Genomic DNA, 19,524 nt, shown 5'->3' with positions numbered 1-19,524 from the left:
GGATGCAATTTCTGTCCCGGCTACCACTCCCCGTCCTCGACCGCCTTGCCCGGCGCGTCCTTCAGTGGTGCCACCTGGCCCGGGTGCGGCTCCTGCCAGGGCTCCAGGTCGTCCCCGAGCCAGTCGCCGACCGGCTTGACGCCCTCCAGGGTCTCCGTGGGAGCGAGGTCCTCGGCGTCCTCGTCGTAGTAGTCGAACCAGGGCAGGCCCGCGCTCGTGTAGGCCGCCCGGTCCACCGGTGACGGAGGCGGTGCCTCGCCCGTGATGCGGCGCCACTCCGGAGGCGTGACCAGGTGGACGAACACGCGCCCGGAGGGGGTCCCGGACCAGTCCGCGAGAGGCCGGTCGTCCTCGTACACCTCCTGGCGCATCGAGCCGCCGACCCCCAGACCCATCGCCGCCGCGCGCCGCGGGGGCGCCGCGGCCGGCCCGCCGGAGGCGGCCACGGCGCCCGGGGCGGAGGGAGGCGGCAGGGGTCCGCCGGGCGCGGCGGCGGCCATGGGGAGGGGGGCGCCGTAGCCGTGCAACTTCCCGGCCGCCCGCGCCTTTCGCTCCCGCTCCCGCTCCAGGCGCCGCCATTCGCCCAAGGCCTCGTCCGTCAGCGGGAACGACTGCAACTGCACGCCGCCCCACACCTCCTCGCCGGTGACCTGCCCCTCCACGGTCGCACCGAGACCGAGCGGCACGGCGACGAACTGGCGGACCGTCCCCTTGCCCGAGTTGATGCCGTCCAGCCAGGGCTGGCGCGGCAGCACCACGTAGTTCTGCGGATCACGGGAGAGACGGTCGCGCCACGGCTTGCCGGAGACGGCGCACACCTTGCCCACGCCGACCTGGAGGGCGGCCGGCTCCTTCGTACCGGCGAAACTCAGCCACATCGCCTCGCGCAGATACACCGGCAGCATCACGCCACCGCGCGCCCGCCACTCCGCGGGGACCCGGTCGGCGTAGTCGGACACCCGTCTGACCGGGAACTCGCCGAGCCCCGGCGGCAGCGGATGCGTGCCCGTCTCCGGCAGCCGCAGCGTGCGGATGAACCGCACCGCCACCCCGCCGGGCAGCCGCAGTGTGTTCCCGTCGATGCGTACCCCGGTGTCGGCCACAGACCCGCTCCCTCGCCCTTCGGTGCCGGCCCCGCCCCGGCGCTCCCTCACCGAGAACGCCCGCTGACCCCCGTACGGTTCCGCCACAGCTCCTCCTGGACGCCGAGGCGCTCGCGCAGCCGGTTCATCCTCGGCAGCTTGGCCCGCTGCTCCCGGGGCACCCGGTCCAGGTCCTCCAGCAGGCGGCGGGTGCGGTGCTCGGTGTCGAGTTCGTCGATGATCCGGTTCACCTCGGTCAGTACGGCACCCATCAGGTGCCAGTTCGTCGGGTCCTCGCCGATCTCCTCCCGGAGCAGCTCGGCCAGCCGGTCGCGGGTGCCGGCCGCCGTGGTCAGCTCGGCCGACAGGCGTGCCTCCGCCGACTCGGCGTTCTCGCTCAGATGGGTGGTCACCAGCACCGCGAAGCTGACCACGGCGTCGGCGATCTCGGACAGCAGCTGTTCCACGGTCGCCCCGACCCGGGGCGGGAACAGTTCCTCGGAGCCGCGGGTCTTCGCCAGGTCCGTGAAGGTGCGGGCCAGCACCCGCAGCACGACCGTGCAGATCTCCAGCGTGTCCAGTCCGGTGCGCAGCACCACCCGGTGCAGCAGGCCCTCCTTGACGCGCGGATTGAGCCGCAGGCTGTCCTCGGCCTGCCGCAGCGCCGCGTCCACCTGGACGATGTCATGGTCCAGCCGGCGTGCCTCGTGCAGTCGCTCGGCCGCCTGCTGCCAGGGGGTGCGGCCCGCGGCCTCCTCACCCATCCGCAGCATCAACTGCCGTACCCGGCGTGCCAGGCCCTCGATCGACCGGCCCGCCTCGTCCACCCAGACCGGGGGCGGGAGCAGCAGGTTGCAGGCCATGCCGACGACCGCGCCGATCAGCGTCTCCACGATCCGCGCCCAGGCGGTGAAGCCGACGGTGGTGACCCCGAGCACCAGCATGGCGCTGATCGCCACCTCGGCCACGTACTCGTCGACGCGCACCAGGTGTCCCACGGCCAGTGAGGCGACGATCAGCAGCGCGAGGCTCCACCAGGTCAGCCCCACCAGCAGGCTGAAGGCGATGGCGACCAGCACCCCGGCCACCACCGAGTTCACCCGGCGGATGCCGTTGGTGAGCGTGGCGTAGAAGGTGACCTGGACGACCAGCAGGGCGGTCAGGGGTGCGGTCAGCGGGGCCGGCTCGGGGCTCAGGCGCAGCGCGATGACGTAGGCGATCGTGGCCGCGGCGGCCGACCGCAGCGTCTGTACGACCACCGGTTCACCGCGGCGTCCCACCAGGCGCAGGAGTGGCTCGCTCCACTTGCGTACGTCGTGCATCCCTTGGCCTGTTCCCATTCCGGCGGTGGGTCGAACGTGATCGGCCGAGGACCGGATCTGTCTGCAACGACCTTTACGTCGCGCTGGAGGTCCACTACCCGAGGGTGCACGGCGTCTTCCCGCGTGACCGGCTCGGCTCGGCCATGTGGGCGTGGGTCAGCGCGTCGAGGCGGCCCGGTTGCGCGACCGGTAGCCGGCGACCTTCGCGAGGTTGCCGCACCGTTCCATCGAGCACCAGCGGCGCCGCCGGGCCTGGGAGTCGTCGAGGAACAGCAGCGAGCAGTCGGGGTTCCCGCACTCCTTGACGCGGTCCAGGAGCGGGCCGCCGACCAGCTGGACGGCGTCCCGGGCCACGGTCGCCAGGGCGGCGCGCACCGGGTGCCGCGCCGTCCAGGGCCAGGGACCCAGCTGGGGCGCGAGATCCGGCCGGGCCGCCGCCTCGTTGACCAGCTGCACATCGTCCGCGTCCGGCTCCTGCCCGGCCATCGCCGACCGTACGACGCGGTACACGGCCTCCCGCAGGGTGCGGGCCTCGGCCAGCTCCCGCGCGGTGGCCGTGAGCGGGCCGTCCTCCGCGGCCAGTCCCGCCTCCGTGATCCAACGGCCCAGGGCGCCGGGATCGGGAATCCGCTCCAGGGGCGTCGCGTGCCGTTTGCCGAGTGTGGCGACGAAGTCAAGGCAGAAGCGGCCGCCGAGGAAGGGGAAGGCGAGAGCCGGGTCGGATGGCTGGGTCATGGGGGCAGCTTACCTCGCGACACTGCTTCATGAGGTGACTTGACACCGGATGAACAGGTGTCGCATCGTGACACTCGTTCAAGCGGTGTCAGGGAGCTGTTTCGCGAGTGAGGCGGTACGGGATGCGTGCGGTGCGGATCGAGGAGTTCGGCGGGCCCGAGGTGCTGGTGCCGGTGGAGGTGCCGGACCCGGTGGCCGGACCCGGCCAGGTGCTGGTGTGGATCGAGGCCGCGGGGGTGAACCGCGCGGACGCGCTGGTCCGGGCCGGTGCCTACCACCGGGCCGGGCGGCCCCCGCTGATCCCCGGCGCGGAGGCCGCCGGGACGGTGGCGGCGCTCGGGGAGGGGGTGAGCGGGTTCGAGATCGGACAGCGGGTGATGGCACTCGACGGCATCGACTCACCCGGGTTCTACGCCGAGTTGGCCGCCGTGCCCGCCACGCGCGTCACGGCCCTGCCCGACGGCCTGGACCCGACCGAGGCGGCGACCCTGCCCGTCGCCTGGCTCTCCGCCTGGTACTGCCTGCGCCGGCTGGCCCGGGTCGCCAAGGGGGACACGGTCGTGGTCAAGGCCGCCGCGAGCGGTGTCGGCACCGCGGCGGTGCAGATCGCCGCCGAGGCCGGCGCCCGGGTGGTCGCCCTCGCCGGATCGGCCGAGAAGGCCGCCTGGGCAGGAGGCTTCGGGGCGGCCGAGGTCGTCGACACCTCCCGGCACGCCGACGAGGCCGAGGTCGAGGAGGTGCTGCGGCTCACCGGCGGGCGCGGCGCCGATGTCGTCCTGGACACCGTGGGCGGCCGGGCCTTCGGACGGAGTCTGCGCGAGACGGCGCACGGCGGCCGGGTGGTCTCCCTCGCCAACGTCGCCCTGGAGTCCAGCACCGTCGACACCCGCGACTTCTACCCGAAGAACATCGCGATCCTGGGCTTCCAGCTCACCAACCTGCAGATCCACGGCTGGGATCCGCGCCCCGACCTGCGTGAGCTGGCCGAGCGGGTGGCCGCGGGTGCCTACCGGGTGCCGGTCGAGACCGTGCTGCCCCTGTCCGAGGCGCGCGTCGCGCACGAGCGGCTGGAGAGCCGCGACAACCGGGGCAAGATCGTGCTCACCCCGGGTGGCTGAACGGGGCCGGGAGGCGTCGGGCGCCGAGCCCGCCGGGGTCAGGCGGAGCGGGTTCCGGGAGCGTCAGACGTAGAGCTTGTCGACGAAGGCGGACAGATTGCCCGTGGTGCGGGCGATCTGCTCCTCCAGGGTCAGGCTCTCCTCGAACCGGCTCCCGGACTCCGGCACCTTCTTCCCGCGTACGTACAGCGAGCACGCCAGGTCGGTGCACATGTACAGCCCGACCGAATTGCCCTCCCGCCCCGCCGCGCCGGCCTTCCGGGCGGTCATCAGCGACACCCCGCCGCCGGGATGCGTCGTCAGGCACACCGAACACATGCTGCGGTGCAGGAACCCGCGCCGCGAGGCCGGAAAGCGCAGCGCGACACCGACGAGCCTGCCCTCCCGCTCGGTGACCAGATAACTGCGGTCGGGTGCACCGGGATCGCGCCAGCCGAGGAAGTCCAGGTCGTCCCACGGCTGTTCGCCGAGGTCGCGCGGGATCGCCAGGCGCTTGGCGTCGCCCTTGGAGCAGTTGACGAACGAGTTGCGGATGTCCTGCTCGGTGAGGGACTTCATGGGGAGGCCTTCCGGGTTCGATGCCATGAACCTAGAGGCTCTAGGTTCATGGCTAGCCTAGGCAGCCAAGAGGAGGGTCGGCGAACGGTTTTCCGGGCGGCCGGTGCCATGCCCTACTCCGCCTCGGCGACCCTCGCCGCCGGCGGCCACACGCCCGGTGCGAGCACCCCCGAGGCGTAGGCGCGGGCGACCAGTTCGGTGCGGTTGGCCGCGCCCCAGCGGGCCGACAGCCGGCGCAGGTGATAGGTGACGCCGTCCCTGCTCAGGCCCAGCTCACGCGCCGCCCGGGTCGTGGTGGCACCCCCGGCCAGAAGCGCCAGTACCTGGCCTTCCACCGGGGTGACCGGCGGTGGCTCCGGCTCGCGCCGGGCCTCGCGCTCGCCCTGGACGTGCAGCATCACGAGCAGGGCGGGCGTCTCGTCCACGCTGTCGCTCACCGGGTCCGCCGTCAGTTCGCCGTACCGCTCGGCCCCGCCGGGGGAGCGCCAGCACACCGACACCTCATAGCGCGAGCGGTGCCGCAGCCGCAGCGCCTCGGCGATCCGGTCGACCTGAGTGGCCTCCTGCGGCCGGAACAGCTCCAGCACGTCCCGGCCCCGCAGCCGCCCCGGAGTCGTACCGCACTCGGCGGCCATCGCCGGGTTGGCGAGTCGGACCCGGCCGTGCACGTCGCAGACCGCGACCGGTACGGAGACCCGGTCGAAGAGGGTCAGCGCACGGTTGCGCCACACCACGGCCTCGCTCCGGCCCAGGTCCATCCGCACCTCCCGACGTCCCGCCCATCCAAGAGGAACAGCCAGGTCAGCGGCAAACGCGTGGTTGTCGCGCAAGCCCTCGTACCGACTTTTGACTGCACGATCGTGTAGTGCCGCGGCCCGTGCGCCCCTCAGCGGTCGACCACGCTGGAACGCAGTACTCCCCGTACCGCGAAAGGCAGTTGTCGCGCCATGCCCCCCACCGCACTGCGCCCCGAGACCGCCGGTGTCCTCCCCGGTGTCCCCGTCGTGGACATCACCGCCACCGGGCCCGGCCGTACCCCCATCCAGCAGGTCATGGAGCTGATGCGCGCCCACGGGCCGGTGCTGGTGCGCCGGCTGCACGGGCGTCACGTGATGTTCGTCGCCGATGCCGACCTGGTCGCCGACCTGGCCGACGAGGAGCGGTTCGCCAAGCACGTCGGGCCCGCCCTGGAGAACGTCCGCGCCTTCACCGCCGACGGCCTGTTCACCGCCTACAACGACGAGCCCAACTGGGCCAGGGCGCACGACATCCTCATGCCCGCCTTCGCGCTCGGCTCGATGCGGACCTACCACCCGGTGATGCTGAAGGTGGCCCGCCGGCTCATCGACTCCTGGGACCGGGCCGCGCACGGCGGTCAGCCGGTGAACGTTCCCGACGACATGACCCGCATGACCCTCGACACCATCGGACTGGCCGGATTCGGCTACGACTTCGGCTCCTTCGAGCGGGCCGAGCCGCACCCCTTCGTGGAGTCGATGGTGCGCTGCCTGGAGTGGGCCATGACCCGGCTCGCCCGCACCCCGGGCCAGGACCACACGGCGGCCGACGCCGCCTTCCGCGCGGATGCCGATCACCTCACGCAGGTCGTGGACGACGTCATCGCCTCCCGCACCGGCACCGACCAGAGCACGGCCGACGACCTCCTCGGACTGATGCTCAGCGCCCCGCACCCGGCCGACGGCACCACCCTGGACCCGGCCAACATCCGCAACCAGGTCATCACCTTCCTGATCGCCGGCCACGAGACCACCTCCGGCGCGATGTCCTTCGCCCTGTACTACCTCGCCAAGCACCCGGCCGTGCTCCGCCTCGTCCAGCGCGAGGCCGACGCGCTGTGGGGCGACGCCCCGGACCCCGAGCCCACGTACGACGACATCGGCCGCCTCACCTACACCCGCCAGGTCCTCAACGAGGCGCTGCGGCTGTGGCCGACGGCCGCCGCCTTCAGCCGGCACGCCCGCGAGGACACCCTGCTCGGCGGCCGGATCCCGATGCGCGCCGGACAGGCCGTCACCGTGCTCGCCCCGATGCTGCACCGGCAGCCCGTGTGGGGCGACAACCCCGAGCTGTTCGACCCGGAGCGCTTCACCCCCGAGGCGGAGGCGGCCCGGCCGGTGCACGCCTTCAAGCCCTTCGGCACCGGTGAACGTGCCTGCATCGGACGGCAGTTCGCGCTGCACGAGGCGACCATGCTGCTGGCCATGCTGGTCCATCGCTACCGGCTGCACGACCACGCCGACTACGCGCTCACGGTGAAGGAGACGCTGACCCTCAAGCCCGAGGGCTTCACCCTGACCCTGACCCCGCGCACCGACGCCGATCGCGTCCACGCTCCGCTTCCCGGTGCGGCGGCCGCTCTCGGCGCCCCGGCCCCGGCCCCGGACACCCTCCCGGCCCGCGTCCGCCCCGGCACGGGCGCCCTCTTCCTGCACGGCAGCAACTACGGCACCTGCCGTGCCTTCGCCGACCAGCTCGCCGACGAGGCCGCCGCCGTCGGCTGCGCCACCGAGGTCGCCGCCCTGGACGAGTACGCGGACGGCCTGCCCACCGACCGGCCCGTCGTCATCACCGCCGCCTCCTACAACGGCCGCCCCACCGACGACGCCACCGCCTTCACCGCCTGGCTCGACGGCACCCCCGACCTCACCGGCGTGACCTACGCCGTCCTCGGCGTCGGCGACCGCAACTGGGCCGCCACCTACCAGCACGTCCCCACCCGCGTCGACGCCCGCCTCGCCGAACTCGGCGCCTCCCGGCTGACCGACCGCGCCGCCGCCGACGCCTCCGGCGACCTGAGCGGCACCGTCCGCGACTTCACCGCCCGGCTGCGCACCGCCCTGCTCCAGGAGTACGGGGACCCGGACGCCGTCACCGGCCCCGAAGAGGAGCCCGCCACGGCGTACGAGGTCCGCCCCGTCACCGGCGGCCCGCTGGACGGCGTGGCCGAGCGGCACGGGCTGGTCCCCATGACCGTCACCGAGGCGTACGACCTCACCGCGCCCGGACACCCGCGCACCAAGCGGTTCCTGCGCATCGCCCTGCCCGAAGGTGTCGCCTACCGCACCGCCGACCACCTGACCGTGCTCCCCGCCAACGCCCCCGGTCTCGTGGAGCGTGCCGCCGCCGCGCTCGGCGTCGACCTCGACGCCGTCCTGGACATCCGGGCCACCCGCCCGCGCCGCGACGGCCTCGCCGTGGACCGTCCGCTCACCGTACGGCAACTGCTCACGCACCACGTCGAGTTGCAGGAGCGGCCGACCGCACGCCGGCTGAGCCTGCTCGCCGAGGCCAACCCCTGCCCGCCCGAGCGCGCCGCCCTCGCGGCCCTGGCCGGCGACGATCCGCGCACCCTGGTGGAGATCGCGGAGGACCACCCCGCCCTGCGCGGCGCACTGGACTGGCCGCACCTCCTCGACCTGCTGACCCCGCTGCGTCCGCGCCACTACTCCATCTCCTCGTCCCCCGCGGCCGACCCGCGCCACGCAGACCTGATGGTCTCCGTGCTGGACGCCCCCGCACGCTCCCACTCCCGGCTGCGCTCCAGCGGGGGGACCCCCATGGGCAGGGACCGCTACCGGGGCACCTGCTCCGGGTACCTCGCCGCCCTGCGACCCGGTGACACCGTGTACGCCCGTGTCCAGCCCTGCCGGGAGGTGTTCCGGACCGACGGCGGCGCACCCGTCGTGATGATCGCCGCGGGTACCGGCCTCGCGCCGTTCCGCGGAGCCGTCGCCGACCGCACCGCGGCCCGTGCCGCCGGCACCGAACTCCCGCCGGCTCTGCTCTACTTCGGCTGCGACGCCCCCGACGCCGACTTCCTGCACGCCGGTGAACTCCGGGCCGCCGAGGCCGCCGGAGCCGTCCGCCTGCGCCCGGCCTTCAGCGCCGCCCCCGAGAACGGCGCCCTGTTCGTGCAGCACCGCATCGCCGCCGAGGCCGACGAGGTCTGGGAACTGCTCCGCGCAGGGGCCCGGGTCCATGTCTGCGGCGACGGCTCCCGCATGGCACCCGGAGTTCGCGAAGTGTTCCGTACCCTGTACCGGGAACGGACTCCCGGCGCCGATGAGGCGGCCGCCGGGCGGTGGCTCGACTCGTTGATGGCGGACGGGCGTTACGTCGAGGACGTGTACGCGGCGGGCTGACCGCCAGGGGGAAGGGGGCGCACGATGCGGGAGCCGGAGGAGCGGGCCCGGCGGGTCCTGACCGCTGCGGGCATCGACCCCGGCCGGCCGGCCGCTGTGCGCCCGCTGGGCTGCGGCACCTGCAACACCGTCGAGGAACTGCGGCTCACCGACGGCACCCGCTGCGCCCTGAAGACCGCGCCGACGGCACCGGGCCTGCGCCACGAGCCCCGGCTGCTGCAGACCGCCTGCCCCGGAACCCCTCGGGACGACTCCCTCTCCGACGCGGAACGAGCCGACCTGTGCGGGGAGCCGGGGCCGGTCGCCCGCCTGCACCGGGTGACCGGCCCCGGCTTCGGCTGTCCGTCCGGCGGCCTGATCGACGGTGAGAGCATGTTTTGGGGCGGTCCTGATCATGCTGATCGTGACGTTCCCGCGAGCGGCCGACGAAGGGCGCTCCCGCCGGGCCCGGGACACCGTCGCCCCGGAGCCCGTCGCCGCGCTGGACGGGATCAAGGCGGCCGACGCTTAGCTCATCACATGAAATAAGGGTTGTCCGAAAGTCGCGTGCAGCCGGTTCCGAGGGGTATGTTGCAGGTCGGGACATGGTTCGAAGGGAGCCACATGGCGGGGCGGAACGGGCGAACGGTACGCGACCTCAGACGGGGAAACCGCACGGCCGTGCTGCAACGGCTCTACTTCGACGGCCCGCTCAGCCGCTTCGAACTGGGCCCGGTCACCGGACTGAGCTCCGGCTCGGTCAGCAACGTGGTCGCGGACCTGGTCGCCGACGGACTGGTCGAGGAGGCCGGCAGCGTCGACTCCGACGGCGGCCGCCCCCGGACCCTGCTGCGCGTCTCCCCGCACAGCGGCCAGATGATCGGCGTCGACGTCGGCGAGACCCGCGTCCGCGTCGAGCTGTTCGACCTGGCCCTCACCGAACTCGCCCGCACCGAACGCCCGCTCACCCAGCAGGGCTACGACGTCGACGTGATCGTCGGGCACATCCGTGACGGCATCGCCGAGGTCCTCGAGGCCGAGGGGGCCTCGCCCGAGCGGCTGCTCGGCGTAGGCGTCGGCGTCCCGGGCATCGTCGAGCACACGCCGGACAGGGGTGCCGTCGTGCATGGGCAGACCATCGGCTGGGACGCGGTACCGCTGGAGCGGCTGCTCCGCTCGACCTCCCGGCTGCCGGACACCGTGCGGTACTTCATCGACAACGGCGCCAAGACCCTGGGCCAGGCCGAGATGTGGTTCGGCGGCGGGCGCGGCGCCCGCAACGCGGTGGTCGTGCTTTTCGGCTCCGGCGTCGGCGCCTGCCTGGTCACCCCCGAGGTGGAGTACGGGCGGGCCGTCGAATGGGGCCATCTGACCGTGCGGGTCCGTGGGCGCCGCTGCCGGTGCGGTGCGCCGGGCTGCCTCGAGGCCTACGCCGGTGCCGAGTCGCTGCTCGCCCGCTGGAGCGAGGAGGGCGGACGGCCGCCCGAGGGCGCCGACGAGGAGACCGCGCTCACCGCGATGCTCGCCGCCGCCTACCCGGCCGAGGGCAGGGACCCCGACCCGGTCGCGCTCGCCGTTCTGGAGGAGACCGCCGAGTACCTCGGTGCCGGCCTGTCCGACCTGATCAACCTCTTCCAGCCCGAGCGGATCCTCATCGGCGGCTGGGCCGGACTCCAGCTCGGCACCAGGTTCCTGCCCGCCGTACGCCGTCACGCGTCGACGTACGCCCTGCGGTACCCGGCGGACAAGGTCAGCATCGATCTCGGCCGGCTCGGTCCCGACGCGGTCACCGTCGGCGCGGCGATCCTGCCCCTGGCCGACTTCTTCGCGCGCGGCGGCCGCCGCGCCGAACAGGCGACCGAGGACCGGAACCCCGCCTGGCGGGCCGCGCTGGAGGAACGCATACCGCGCTGACCCTCGTGACACACCTCATGGACCCCGGCTGGACCACCACGAGACGGTTGCCCGTTGAACCAGCCGTGGGTGCGGACGGGACAGTGTCCCCGGGCCTCACCATCCGCCCGCAGGGACGATCGTCCGGCTGAAGCCCTGTGGTGCCCATCGCCGAGAGGCGACCGCCGTCCGTGCCCACCACCTGGCCGCCCCGGCCGTGATTCCCCCGTCGCGGTCGGGGCTTTCTCATGACGCCCGGGCGGGTGTACGGCCCTCCCGTGTCCAGGCCAGCAGCTCCTCGGCCGGCCAGGCCGTCACCACCCGTTCGGCGGGCACCTCGCACTCCTCGGCCCGGGCGCAGCCGAGGATCTGCCAGTCCAGCTGGCCGGGCGCGTGCGCGTCGGTGTCGATCGAGAACAGCACCCCGGCCGCCACGGCCCGGCGCAGCAGCCGCCGCGGCGGGTCCAGCCGCTCGGGACGGCTGTTGATCTCCACGGCCGTACCCGCCTCGGCGCAGGCGGCGAACACCTCGTCCGCGTCGAACTCCGACTCCGTCCGGCCACGGCCCGTGACCAGGCGTCCCGTGCAGTGGCCGAGGATGTCCGCGTGTGGATCGCGTACGGCGGCCACCATGCGGCGGGTCATCGAGCGGGCGTCCATCCGCAGCTTGGAGTGCACGGACACCACCACGACGTCCAGGCGCTCCAGCAGCTCGGGCTCCTGGTCCAGCGAGCCGTCCTCCAGGATGTCGCACTCGATGCCGGTGAGCAGCCGGAACGGCGCCCACCGCGCGTTCAGCTCCGCCACGACCTGCAGTTGCTCGCGCAGCCGCTCCGGGCTGAGGCCCCGGGCCACGGTCAGCCGGGGGGAGTGGTCGGTCAGGGCCGTCCACTCGTGGCCCAGCCGGGCCGCCGCGCGCCCCATCTCCTCGATCGGGCTGCCGCCGTCCGACCAGTCCGAATGCGTGTGGCAGTCACCGCGCAGCAGCGCCCGCAGCTCGGCGCCGCCCTCGGCGGTGAGCGGTCCGCCGCTCTCCTCCTCCACCCTGCGCAGATAGCCGGGCACCTCCCCGGCCAGCGCCTCCCGCACCACCTGCGCGGTCTTCGGCCCGACCCCCTTCAGCGACTCCAGCGTCCCGGCCGCCGCACGCGCGGCGACCTCGTCCCCGGGCAGCTGGGACAGCACCCGGGCGGCGGTCCGGAAGGCCCGCACCCGGTAGGTGGGCGCCAGCGCCCGTTCCAGCAGGAAGGCGATCCGGTCGAGGGCCGCGACGGGGTCCATGGTCACCTCCAGCGAGCGATGCCCCCGAGCGATGCCCCTCCAGGGTTCCCCGGGCGGACCCGCCCCGCACGCCCGCCGGCCCGCGCCCGAATTGCCGAGGGGCGAGGGGCCTGGACGGCGGCACGGACGAGTCGTCGGCCCCGGTTGCGTTCTACGCTCTATTGCATGACCGAACAAGCAGTGCCCTACATCTCCCATCCGCGGGTCCTGGTGCACGGCGTGTGCGCGGGCAGGCCGGGGGAGCCGCCCTTCCGGGTGGTGGAGATCGACGGCGAGGTGGTCGGCCGGGCCAGGACCGCGACCGACGTGCTGGAGGTCGCCGCCGCCCACGGCATCACGATCCACGACCTGAACGATCCGGACTCGGTCCGCTGGGTGGGCGGCGGCCAGTACCACTGGACACCCATCTGATCCGCAGGCGGCTCAGCCGACCGTCCACTTCTGGTTGCCGCCGCCGGTGCACGTCCAGATCTGCAGCCGGGTGCCGTTGGCCGAGTTGTTCCCGGTCACGTCGAGGCACTTGTTCGCCTGCGGATTGACGATGTCGTGCGCCGCCGAGACGGCCCACTTCTGGTTGGGGCCGCCCGTGCAGTCCCACAGCTGGACGGTCGAGCCGTCCGCCGTACCGTTGCCGGTGACGTCCAGGCACTTTCCGAGCGCCCGTATCGTGCCGTCCGAGCCGACCTTCCACTGCTGGGCGCCCGTGCCGTTGCAGTCGTAGAGCTGGACCGGGGTGCCGTTGGCGGAGTCCGCGCCGGCCACGTCCACACACTTGCCCGCCAGTCCCCGGATCGGGACACCGGCCGAGCTGTCGCTCGTCGTCACCGACACCGAGTCGACGACCAACTGCTGCGGGAACTGCGTGGAGCCGTCCGGGTCGCCGGGCCAGTAGCCGCCGACCGCAAGGTTCAGGATCAGGAAGAACGGCTTGTTGAACACCCAGGTCTTCCCGCCGAGGTCGGCGGGCGTGCGCCGCTGGTAGACGTTCCCGTCCACGGACCAGGTGATCGAGTCGGGCGCCCAGTCGACGGCGAAGGTGTGGAACGCGTCCGCGAAGGCCTGCCCGTTCGGCAGGGTGTAGCCGGCGCCGATACCGCCCGAACCGGAGTAGCCCGGGCCGTGGATGGTGCCGTGCACGGTCGAGGGCTCGAAGCCGACGTTCTCCATCACGTCGATCTCTCCCGAGTCCGGCCAGTTCACCGGAGTGCCGAGCATCCAGAACGCGGGCCACATGCCCTGCCCGCGCGGGATCTTCATCCGGGCCTCGACATGGCCGTACTGCGCGTTGAACTTCCCGGCGGTGTTCATCCGCGCAGAGGTGTACTGGCAGCTGCCGTACCAGCACTGGTAGCCGGCCGGGTTCTCCTTGCGGGCCGTGATCACCAGATGACCCTGGCCGTCCAATGCCGCGTTCCTGGTCCCGGAGGTGTAGTACTGCCGCTCGTGATTGTTGACGTTGTCGCCGGTCTCCAGCGTCCACTTCGAGGAGTCGACCGCGGCGCCCGCGGGCCCGTCGAAGCCGTCGGAGAAGGTGGTCACGGCCGCGGCCGCCGGGGCCGCGGCCTGCGCCCGGGCCGGACCGACGGCGGCCGAGCCGACCAGCACGGCGGACAGAGCGGCGAACAGACATCTGCGGAGCAGGCGTGGGGAGGCCATGACTCTCCGTTCATGTGGGGGGCGAGATGACTCTTGATTTAAGGAGTGAAGTAAGAAGGCGTCAATACCTTGGTACGGACCTCTCGTCGGCGACCGCTCGGTCGACGGCCCAGTCAAGTCCCGCGTTTCGCAGGGCGGTTGGACGGTAGGGCGGCGCCCCGGCCGTGTCGGACGCCTGTCCGCCGTTTCGACTCGTGCTCCCGGGGCACCCGCTTCCGAGCCCGCGTGCCGCCGCCGATGGCAGGGCTCGCGGTGCTTGGATGCCCCAAGCGGCGCACCGGACAAAGGTGTGCAAAGCACTGCGGAACGGACCGAGGAGGAGGCGGATGACCTGGCGCGCGGCCTTCCTCGTCCTCGGTGAACTCCTCGCCTGGTGGGCCGGACTGGCCCTGCTGTGGCTGGTGTTCATCAGCTCGGTCGACACCCTGGAGCGGATCGTCGGCGCGAGCGCCGCCGCCGTGGGCGCGCTGCTGGCCCGGGCCGGACGACGGGCGGTGACCTGGCGGTGAACGGCTGGATCCTCGCCGCGACCGTCGAACTCGGCGGCGCAGGTACGGCAGTGCTGTGGGGGACGGCCACCGGCCCGCTGCCCCGCCGGGTCATGGCCCAGAACCTGGCCACCTCCGCGGTCTGCCCGGCCCTGCTGCTCCTCGCCCAGGGCTACGGCCGCCCCGCCTACGTCGACCTCGCCCTGCTGATGGCCCTGCTGGGCCCGGTCGGCACCCTCGTCTTCGCCCGTCTGCTCGCCGACGACCTGGCGGACGGGCCGCCGCGCGCCTGGGCACTGACCTGGGCCGCCGTCGGCCTGGCAACGACGGTCGTGGTGGCGGTGTGCGTGGCCACCGGCCCGAGCCGGGCGATGGTGAAACTGCTGGTGATCGGTGCCCTGCTGATCGGCGGCAACATCATCGCGTCCCGGGCCCTGGCGGGTGGCTTCCGGGCGGTGGGCGATGCCTGACGCGGCAGCGGCGCGGGGCGGGAGCGAGGTGCGGCATGACTGATGCCGTGATCGTCGTGGCCCTGCTGCTCGTGGCAGCCTCCGCCACCGCCGCCGTGGCCCAGCGCGAACCGGCCCGGCAGGCCCTGGTGCTGTCCGTGCTCGGTGTCGTCCTGGCCGTCCTGTTCACCGTGCTCCAGGCCCCGGACGTCGCCCTGTCCCAGCTCGCCGTGGGCTCCGCGCTCACCCCGCTGCTCATCATGCTGTCGGTGCGAAAGGTCAGACGGCGGGGCCGCACGAAGGACCGCGCGCGATGACCCGGCGGCTGCGGCTGTGGCTGCTCGCCGTGGGCGGCGCCGGGGTGGCCGCCCTGCTGGTCGCCGCCGGCCTCGACCTGCCCGCATTCGGCGGCCGGTGGCACCCGTACGGCGAGCGGGCCGTCCGCGCCTCCCTCGCCCGGCACACCGCCAACACGATCGCCTCCGTCAACTTCGACCAGCGCGCCTACGACACCCTCGGCGAGACGAGCATCCTGTTCGCCGCCGTCCTGGGCTGCCTGGTCCTCCTGCGCCAGGCCCAGGACGAGCACCGGGTACGGCCGCAGCCCGCCGAGGTGGCCCGGCCCGTCCGCCGCTACGCCCTGATCGTGCTGCCCGTCGCCCTCCTCACCGGCGTCTACGTCATCGCCCACGGCCAGCTCAGCCCCGGCGGCGGCTTCCAGGGCGGGGTCGTCGCCGCGACCGCCCTGCACCTGCTGTACCTCGGCGCCGACTACCGCGCCCTGGAACGCGTCCGCCCCCTCGGCGTGTTCGACGTCTGCGACGCGCTCGCCGTCTCCGCCTACGCCGTCCTCGGCCTCGCCGGCCTCCTCGCGGGCACCGCGTTCCTGGCCAACACACTGCTGCCGTACGGCACCTTCAACACCCTGTCCTCCGGCGGCACCGTCCCCCTGCTGAACGCGGCCGTCGGCATGGAGGTCACCAGCGCGGTCGTCCTCCTGCTCGCGAGTTTTCTGGACCAGGCCGTCGAGATCGAGGAGGAACACGGGAGTTGAGAACGCCGTGATGCACGTCCTTCCCTACCTGATCGCCGCCTACGTCTTCCTGACCGGCTGCTACGGCCTCGCCACCAGCCGCAACCTGATCCACACCGTGGGCTGTCTGGCCGTGTGCCAGTCGTCCACGTACGTCCTGCTGCTGGCCGTCGGCTACCGCGACGGGGCGACCGCGCCGGTCTTCTCCGACATCGAGCCGGGGTCCCGGCCCGTCGTGGACCCGGTCGTGCAGGCGCTCACCCTCACCGACATCGTCGTCGGCGCCACCGTCACCGCGCTGCTGCTCGCCCTGGTCCTGCAGGTCGCCAAGCGGCACGGCATCCTCGACCCGGACGAGCTGAGAGAGCTGCGCGGCTGATGCACCACCTGCTTCCGCTGCTCTTCGCGGTGCCACTGCTCGGGGCCGCCCTGCTGGTGGCCACGGGCCGCCGGCTGTCCAGGGTCGTGGCCGAGACCACCGGGTGCGCCGTCTCCGGCGCCACGGCCGCCCTCGCGCTCGTGCTGCTCCTCAACTCCTCTCCGCCGCTGGTGGAATGGGTCGGCGGCTGGCGACCCGTCGACGGGGAGAGCGTCGGCATCGTGCTGGTCGGGGACGGTCCGGCGCTGGGCATGGCCGCGCTCGTCGCGCTGCTCACCCTGTCGGCGCTGGTGTACTCCTGGCGCTACTTCGACGAGCCGCCGATCGGCCACGCCGGCTCGTACCCCGCGCTGATGCTGGTCTTCCAGGGAGCGATGTGCGGCTTCGCGCTCGCGGGCGACCTGTTCAACGCGTTCGTGTTCTTCGAGCTGATGAGCGTCGCCGCCTACGCGCTGACCGGCTACCGGATCGACGAGGCGAAGGCCGTGCAGGGCGCGCTGACCTTCGGGGTGGTCAACTCCCTCGGTGCGTACGCGATGCTGTCGGGCATCGGTCTGCTGTACGCCCGCACGGGTGAACTGACCATGGCGAAGATCGGACGCGGCCTGGACGGCGCGGCCGTGCAGGGCGGGCCGGACGCCCTCGTGCTCGCAGCCTTCGTGCTGGTCATGACCGGGCTGCTGGTGAAGGCGGCCGCAGTGCCGTTCCACTTCTGGCTCCCCGACGCGCACGCGGTCGCCCCCACCCCGGTGTGCATGCTGCTGTCCGGCGTCATGGTCGAACTCGGCGCCTACGGCGTCTGGCGCGTGTACGGCACCGTCTTCGCCGGGCCAGGCGGCATCCCCGCCGCCGACCTGACCCGGGCCCTGGTGACCCTGGGCACCCTCACCGCCGCGGTCGGTGCCGTCATGTGCTGGTACCAGCGGCACATCAAACGGCTGCTCGCCTACTCCACCGTCGCGCACACCGGCCTGTTCCTCGTGGGCCTCGGCCTGCTCACCCCCGAAGGGGACGACGGGGTCGCCCTGTACCTCGTCGGGCACGCCGGGGTGAAGGCCGCGCTGTTCGCCTGCGCCGGCGCCCTCCTGAACCGTTTCGGCAGCGTCGACGAGCACGCCCTGCACGGCAGGGCCCGCGGGATGCGCGCGTTCGCCGTGATGTTCGCGATCGGCGGGCTCGCCCTCGCGGGCCTTCCCCCGTTCGGGACGGCCCTCGGCAAGGCGGTCACCGAGGAGACGGCCGGCGGCCCGCTCACCATGGTGTACGTGCTCGCCTCCGCGGTGACCGCGGGCGCGGTGCTGCGGGTCACCGCCCGGGTGTTCCTCGGGCTCGGGCCGCGCCCGGAGGACGCCGCGTACGAGACCAGCGGGTCCGGGGAGCAGCCCGAGACCGGCAGGAGACTGGCCCGCATCCCGTACTCCATGACCGCGGTGCCCGCCGTGCTGCTCGCCGCGGCCTTCGCCGTCGGCGTGACCCCCGGCTTCGCGGCACTGGTGGCCCGCTCGGTCAACGAGGCCGGGTCGGGCGGTGCCCACGCCGCCGTCCACTGGACAGCGCACGGCGTCCTGCTGGGCCTGGTCTCCGCCCTGCTGGCCGTGGGTCTCGCAGCTCTCGCCGTGACCCGCCCGCGCTGGGCGGCCGCCCCGGGCCGGGCGCTGCCGTTGCGCCGCCTGCAGTCGGGCCACATCGGCGACTACGTGGCCTGGCTCCTGGTCGGCGCCACCGTGCTGGGCGCGCTGACCCTGCCCGGGGTGCTGGGTGGCTGACCGTGCGATGCCCCGCCTCCCCGGCCGCCAGTAGCATGATCGACGCAGCCCGTGCTGATCATGCGAGGAGCGGATCGTGCGAGACATCGCCGTCTTCAGTGGCAGTGCCCATCCCGAACTGGCCCAGGAGGTCTGCGCCCACCTGGGCGTGCCGCTCAGCCCGACCCGGGTCAGCCGTTTCGCCAACGACTGTCTGGAGGTGCAGCTTCAGGCCAACTGCCGGGAACGGGACGTCTTCCTGATCCAGCCGCTGGTCAGACCCGTCCAGGAGCACCTGGTGGAGCTGCTGCTGATGTGCGACGCGGCCCGGGGTGCCTCGGCCGGCCGGATCACCGTCGTCATGCCCCACTACTCCTACGCCCGCTCCGACAAGAAGGACGCGCCCCGCATCTCCCTCGGCGGACGGCTGGTCGCCGACCTGCTGGTGGCGGCGGGCGCCGGCCGGGTCCTCGCCATGACCCTGCACGCGCCGCAGGTGCACGGCTTCTTCTCGGTGCCGGTGGACCATCTGCACGCGCTGCGCGAACTGGCCGCGCACTTCAGGCGGTACGACCTCTCGCGCACCACGGTCGTCTCCCCGGACCTCGGCAACGCCAAGGAGGCCGCCGCCTTCGCCCGGCTGATCGGCGCGCAGGTGGCGGCCGGGGCCAAGCAGCGGTTCGCCGACGACCGGGTGAGCATCAGCTCCGTGATCGGGGACGTGGCCGACCGGGACGTCATCGTCCTGGACGACGAGATCGCCAAGGGCAGCACCGTCATCGAACTCCTGGAGAAGCTGCGCGAGCTGGGGCCGCGCTCGATCCGGGTGGCCTGTACGCACGGTCTGTTCGCGGCCGGTGCGCTCAAGCGGCTGAGCGAGCAGCCCGACGTGCTGGAGATCGTGTGCACCAACACCGTCCCGGTACCCCTGGACGAGCACACCGACAAGCTGCGCGTTCTGTCCATCGGTCCCGCCCTCGCCGAGGCCGTACGCCGCATCCACAACGGTGAGTCCGTGAGCGCCCTCTTCGAGGAGCCGAGAGGCGCCTAGCCGGGAAGCAGCCGTCGTCACAGCGAGCCGGACGCGGCCTCGGGCTGTTCCAGGGCCGCATCCAGTGTCGCCTGCGGCGGCAGCAGCCGGGACAGTCCGGTGACCCGGAAGACGCGCAGGATCAGCGGGTGGGTGCACACCAGGTGCAGCCGCCCGCCCCGCTCCAGCACCCGGCTTCGGGCCCGGTAGAGCAGGCGCAGCCCCGAGCAGTCGAAGAACTCCACGGACCGCAGGTCGATCACGATCCGGGCCCCGGGCCGGTCGGTGATCCGGTCCAGGGCGGGAGCGATCTCCGTCGCCGCCGCGATGTCGATCTCGCCGCGGAACTCCAGCACCGTGTGCCCGCGGTCCTCGCGTATGCGCAGATGCCGAGTGAACGGCGTGGGCCCCTCCTGCACGACGGCATCACCTCCCACGCGCGCCTGGAAACCGTCTCTCGACCGTCAAGTTACCCTCGATAGAAGGAATTTGAGCATGTTCGATTGACATATGTCTTCGAGTTTGTCGCCGCGTGTCCCTCCGTGATGTGGACGGCAGGGTTCCAGGGCGGCCGGGGCAGCGCGTGCCATGCCGTCGCCGGATGGTCCGGCAG

Annotated in this window: 19 protein-coding genes and 1 pseudogene; 12 read left to right on the top strand and 8 right to left on the bottom strand. The window is 73.0% G+C overall.

Translation table 11 applies throughout. The features are described 5' to 3' along the window. Positions 1-20: 20 nt before the first annotated feature. From AC07DS_RS01690 to AC07DS_RS01680, 3 genes are all read right to left on the bottom strand, one after another. Positions 21-1,103: a hypothetical protein gene (locus AC07DS_RS01690; RefSeq protein WP_479141636.1), complete on the bottom strand. Its 1,083-nt coding sequence runs from the start codon at positions 1,101-1,103 to the stop codon at positions 21-23. A 47-nt stretch (positions 1,104-1,150) separates the two neighbouring features. Then, on the bottom strand, positions 1,151-2,404 hold the full coding sequence (locus AC07DS_RS01685; RefSeq protein WP_479141634.1) for an FUSC family protein: 1,254 nt from the start codon (positions 2,402-2,404) through the stop codon (positions 1,151-1,153). A gap of 156 nt (positions 2,405-2,560) precedes the next feature. Then, positions 2,561-3,139, bottom strand: coding sequence for a CGNR zinc finger domain-containing protein (locus tag AC07DS_RS01680; RefSeq protein ID WP_479141632.1), 579 nt, complete (start codon positions 3,137-3,139; stop codon positions 2,561-2,563). A gap of 122 nt (positions 3,140-3,261) precedes the next feature. On the opposite strand from AC07DS_RS01680, the gene AC07DS_RS01675 reads away from it, so the two are divergent. Next, a complete protein-coding gene (locus tag AC07DS_RS01675; RefSeq protein ID WP_479141630.1) occupies positions 3,262-4,257 on the top strand; it encodes a quinone oxidoreductase family protein in 996 nt (331 codons plus the stop codon). 63 nt (positions 4,258-4,320) lie between these two features. On the opposite strand, the gene AC07DS_RS01670 is transcribed toward AC07DS_RS01675, so the two are convergent. Together AC07DS_RS01670 and AC07DS_RS01665 are read right to left on the bottom strand one after the other, a co-directional pair. Beyond that, positions 4,321-4,815 carry an FBP domain-containing protein gene (locus tag AC07DS_RS01670; protein ID WP_479142133.1) on the bottom strand — a complete coding sequence of 165 codons (495 nt, stop codon included), beginning with the start codon at positions 4,813-4,815 and terminating at the stop codon, positions 4,321-4,323. Positions 4,816-4,928: 113 nt separating this feature from the next. Beyond that, positions 4,929-5,573 carry a PAS domain-containing protein gene (locus tag AC07DS_RS01665; RefSeq protein WP_479141629.1) on the bottom strand — a complete coding sequence of 215 codons (645 nt, stop codon included), beginning with the start codon at positions 5,571-5,573 and terminating at the stop codon, positions 4,929-4,931. 189 nt (positions 5,574-5,762) lie between these two features. On the opposite strand from AC07DS_RS01665, the gene AC07DS_RS01660 reads away from it, so the two are divergent. The 3 genes and pseudogenes from AC07DS_RS01660 (at position 5,763) to AC07DS_RS01650 (ending at position 10,871) form a co-directional block, all read left to right on the top strand. Further along, on the top strand, positions 5,763-8,978 hold the full coding sequence (locus tag AC07DS_RS01660) for a bifunctional cytochrome P450/NADPH--P450 reductase (RefSeq protein ID WP_479141627.1): 3,216 nt from the start codon (positions 5,763-5,765) through the stop codon (positions 8,976-8,978). A 24-nt stretch (positions 8,979-9,002) separates the two neighbouring features. Next, positions 9,003-9,335, top strand: a pseudogene (locus AC07DS_RS01655) (aminoglycoside phosphotransferase family protein); the annotation flags it as partial. A gap of 246 nt (positions 9,336-9,581) precedes the next feature. Then, positions 9,582-10,871: an ROK family transcriptional regulator gene (locus AC07DS_RS01650; protein WP_479141625.1), complete on the top strand. Its 1,290-nt coding sequence runs from the start codon at positions 9,582-9,584 to the stop codon at positions 10,869-10,871. A 225-nt stretch (positions 10,872-11,096) separates the two neighbouring features. On the opposite strand, the gene AC07DS_RS01645 is transcribed toward AC07DS_RS01650, so the two are convergent. After that, positions 11,097-12,131 carry a PHP domain-containing protein gene (locus tag AC07DS_RS01645; RefSeq protein WP_479141624.1) on the bottom strand — a complete coding sequence of 345 codons (1,035 nt, stop codon included), beginning with the start codon at positions 12,129-12,131 and terminating at the stop codon, positions 11,097-11,099. A 165-nt stretch (positions 12,132-12,296) separates the two neighbouring features. On the opposite strand from AC07DS_RS01645, the gene AC07DS_RS01640 reads away from it, so the two are divergent. Beyond that, positions 12,297-12,542, top strand: a complete 246-nt coding sequence (locus tag AC07DS_RS01640) for a hypothetical protein (RefSeq protein WP_145876901.1) — start codon at positions 12,297-12,299, stop codon at positions 12,540-12,542. A 12-nt stretch (positions 12,543-12,554) separates the two neighbouring features. Here AC07DS_RS01640 and AC07DS_RS01635 read toward each other — a convergent pair whose 3' ends face one another. Then, entirely contained in the window at positions 12,555-13,787 is a 1,233-nt protein-coding gene (locus tag AC07DS_RS01635) for a ricin-type beta-trefoil lectin domain protein (RefSeq protein WP_479141622.1), read from the bottom strand. A gap of 326 nt (positions 13,788-14,113) precedes the next feature. Here AC07DS_RS01635 and AC07DS_RS01630 point away from each other — a divergent pair, with 326 nt between their 5' ends. From AC07DS_RS01630 to AC07DS_RS01600, 7 genes are all read left to right on the top strand, one after another. Continuing rightward, positions 14,114-14,296, top strand: coding sequence for a hypothetical protein (locus AC07DS_RS01630; RefSeq protein ID WP_479141620.1), 183 nt, complete (start codon positions 14,114-14,116; stop codon positions 14,294-14,296). After that, complete coding sequence (locus AC07DS_RS01625; protein WP_479141618.1) at positions 14,293-14,745, top strand: MrpF/PhaF family protein; 453 nt, start codon at positions 14,293-14,295, stop codon at positions 14,743-14,745. The genes AC07DS_RS01630 and AC07DS_RS01625 overlap by 4 nt, the downstream gene beginning before the upstream one ends. Before the next feature lie 35 nt (positions 14,746-14,780). After that, positions 14,781-15,041, top strand: a complete 261-nt coding sequence (locus AC07DS_RS01620) for a Na(+)/H(+) antiporter subunit B (protein ID WP_479141616.1) — start codon at positions 14,781-14,783, stop codon at positions 15,039-15,041. Then, positions 15,038-15,778, top strand: a complete 741-nt coding sequence (locus AC07DS_RS01615) for an MnhB domain-containing protein (RefSeq protein ID WP_479141614.1) — start codon at positions 15,038-15,040, stop codon at positions 15,776-15,778. Before AC07DS_RS01620 ends, AC07DS_RS01615 begins: the two co-directional genes overlap by 4 nt. 10 nt (positions 15,779-15,788) lie before the next feature. Further along, on the top strand, positions 15,789-16,136 hold the full coding sequence (locus AC07DS_RS01610) for an NADH-quinone oxidoreductase subunit K (protein WP_479142131.1): 348 nt from the start codon (positions 15,789-15,791) through the stop codon (positions 16,134-16,136). Then, on the top strand, positions 16,136-17,902 hold the full coding sequence (locus AC07DS_RS01605) for a complex I subunit 5 family protein (RefSeq protein WP_479141612.1): 1,767 nt from the start codon (positions 16,136-16,138) through the stop codon (positions 17,900-17,902). The genes AC07DS_RS01610 and AC07DS_RS01605 overlap by 1 nt, the downstream gene beginning before the upstream one ends. A 76-nt stretch (positions 17,903-17,978) precedes the next feature. Further along, complete coding sequence (locus tag AC07DS_RS01600; RefSeq protein ID WP_479141610.1) at positions 17,979-18,932, top strand: ribose-phosphate diphosphokinase; 954 nt, start codon at positions 17,979-17,981, stop codon at positions 18,930-18,932. Between the two features lie 17 nt (positions 18,933-18,949). On the opposite strand, the gene AC07DS_RS01595 is transcribed toward AC07DS_RS01600, so the two are convergent. Next, complete coding sequence (locus AC07DS_RS01595; RefSeq protein WP_479141609.1) at positions 18,950-19,330, bottom strand: anti-sigma factor antagonist; 381 nt, start codon at positions 19,328-19,330, stop codon at positions 18,950-18,952. Positions 19,331-19,524 lie beyond the last annotated feature (194 nt).

The sequence above is a fragment of the Streptomyces sp. NPDC044064 genome, from assembly GCF_056434245.1.
Note: the sequence above shows the minus strand (reverse complement) of the source record. Positions and strands in the feature narration are given on the sequence as shown.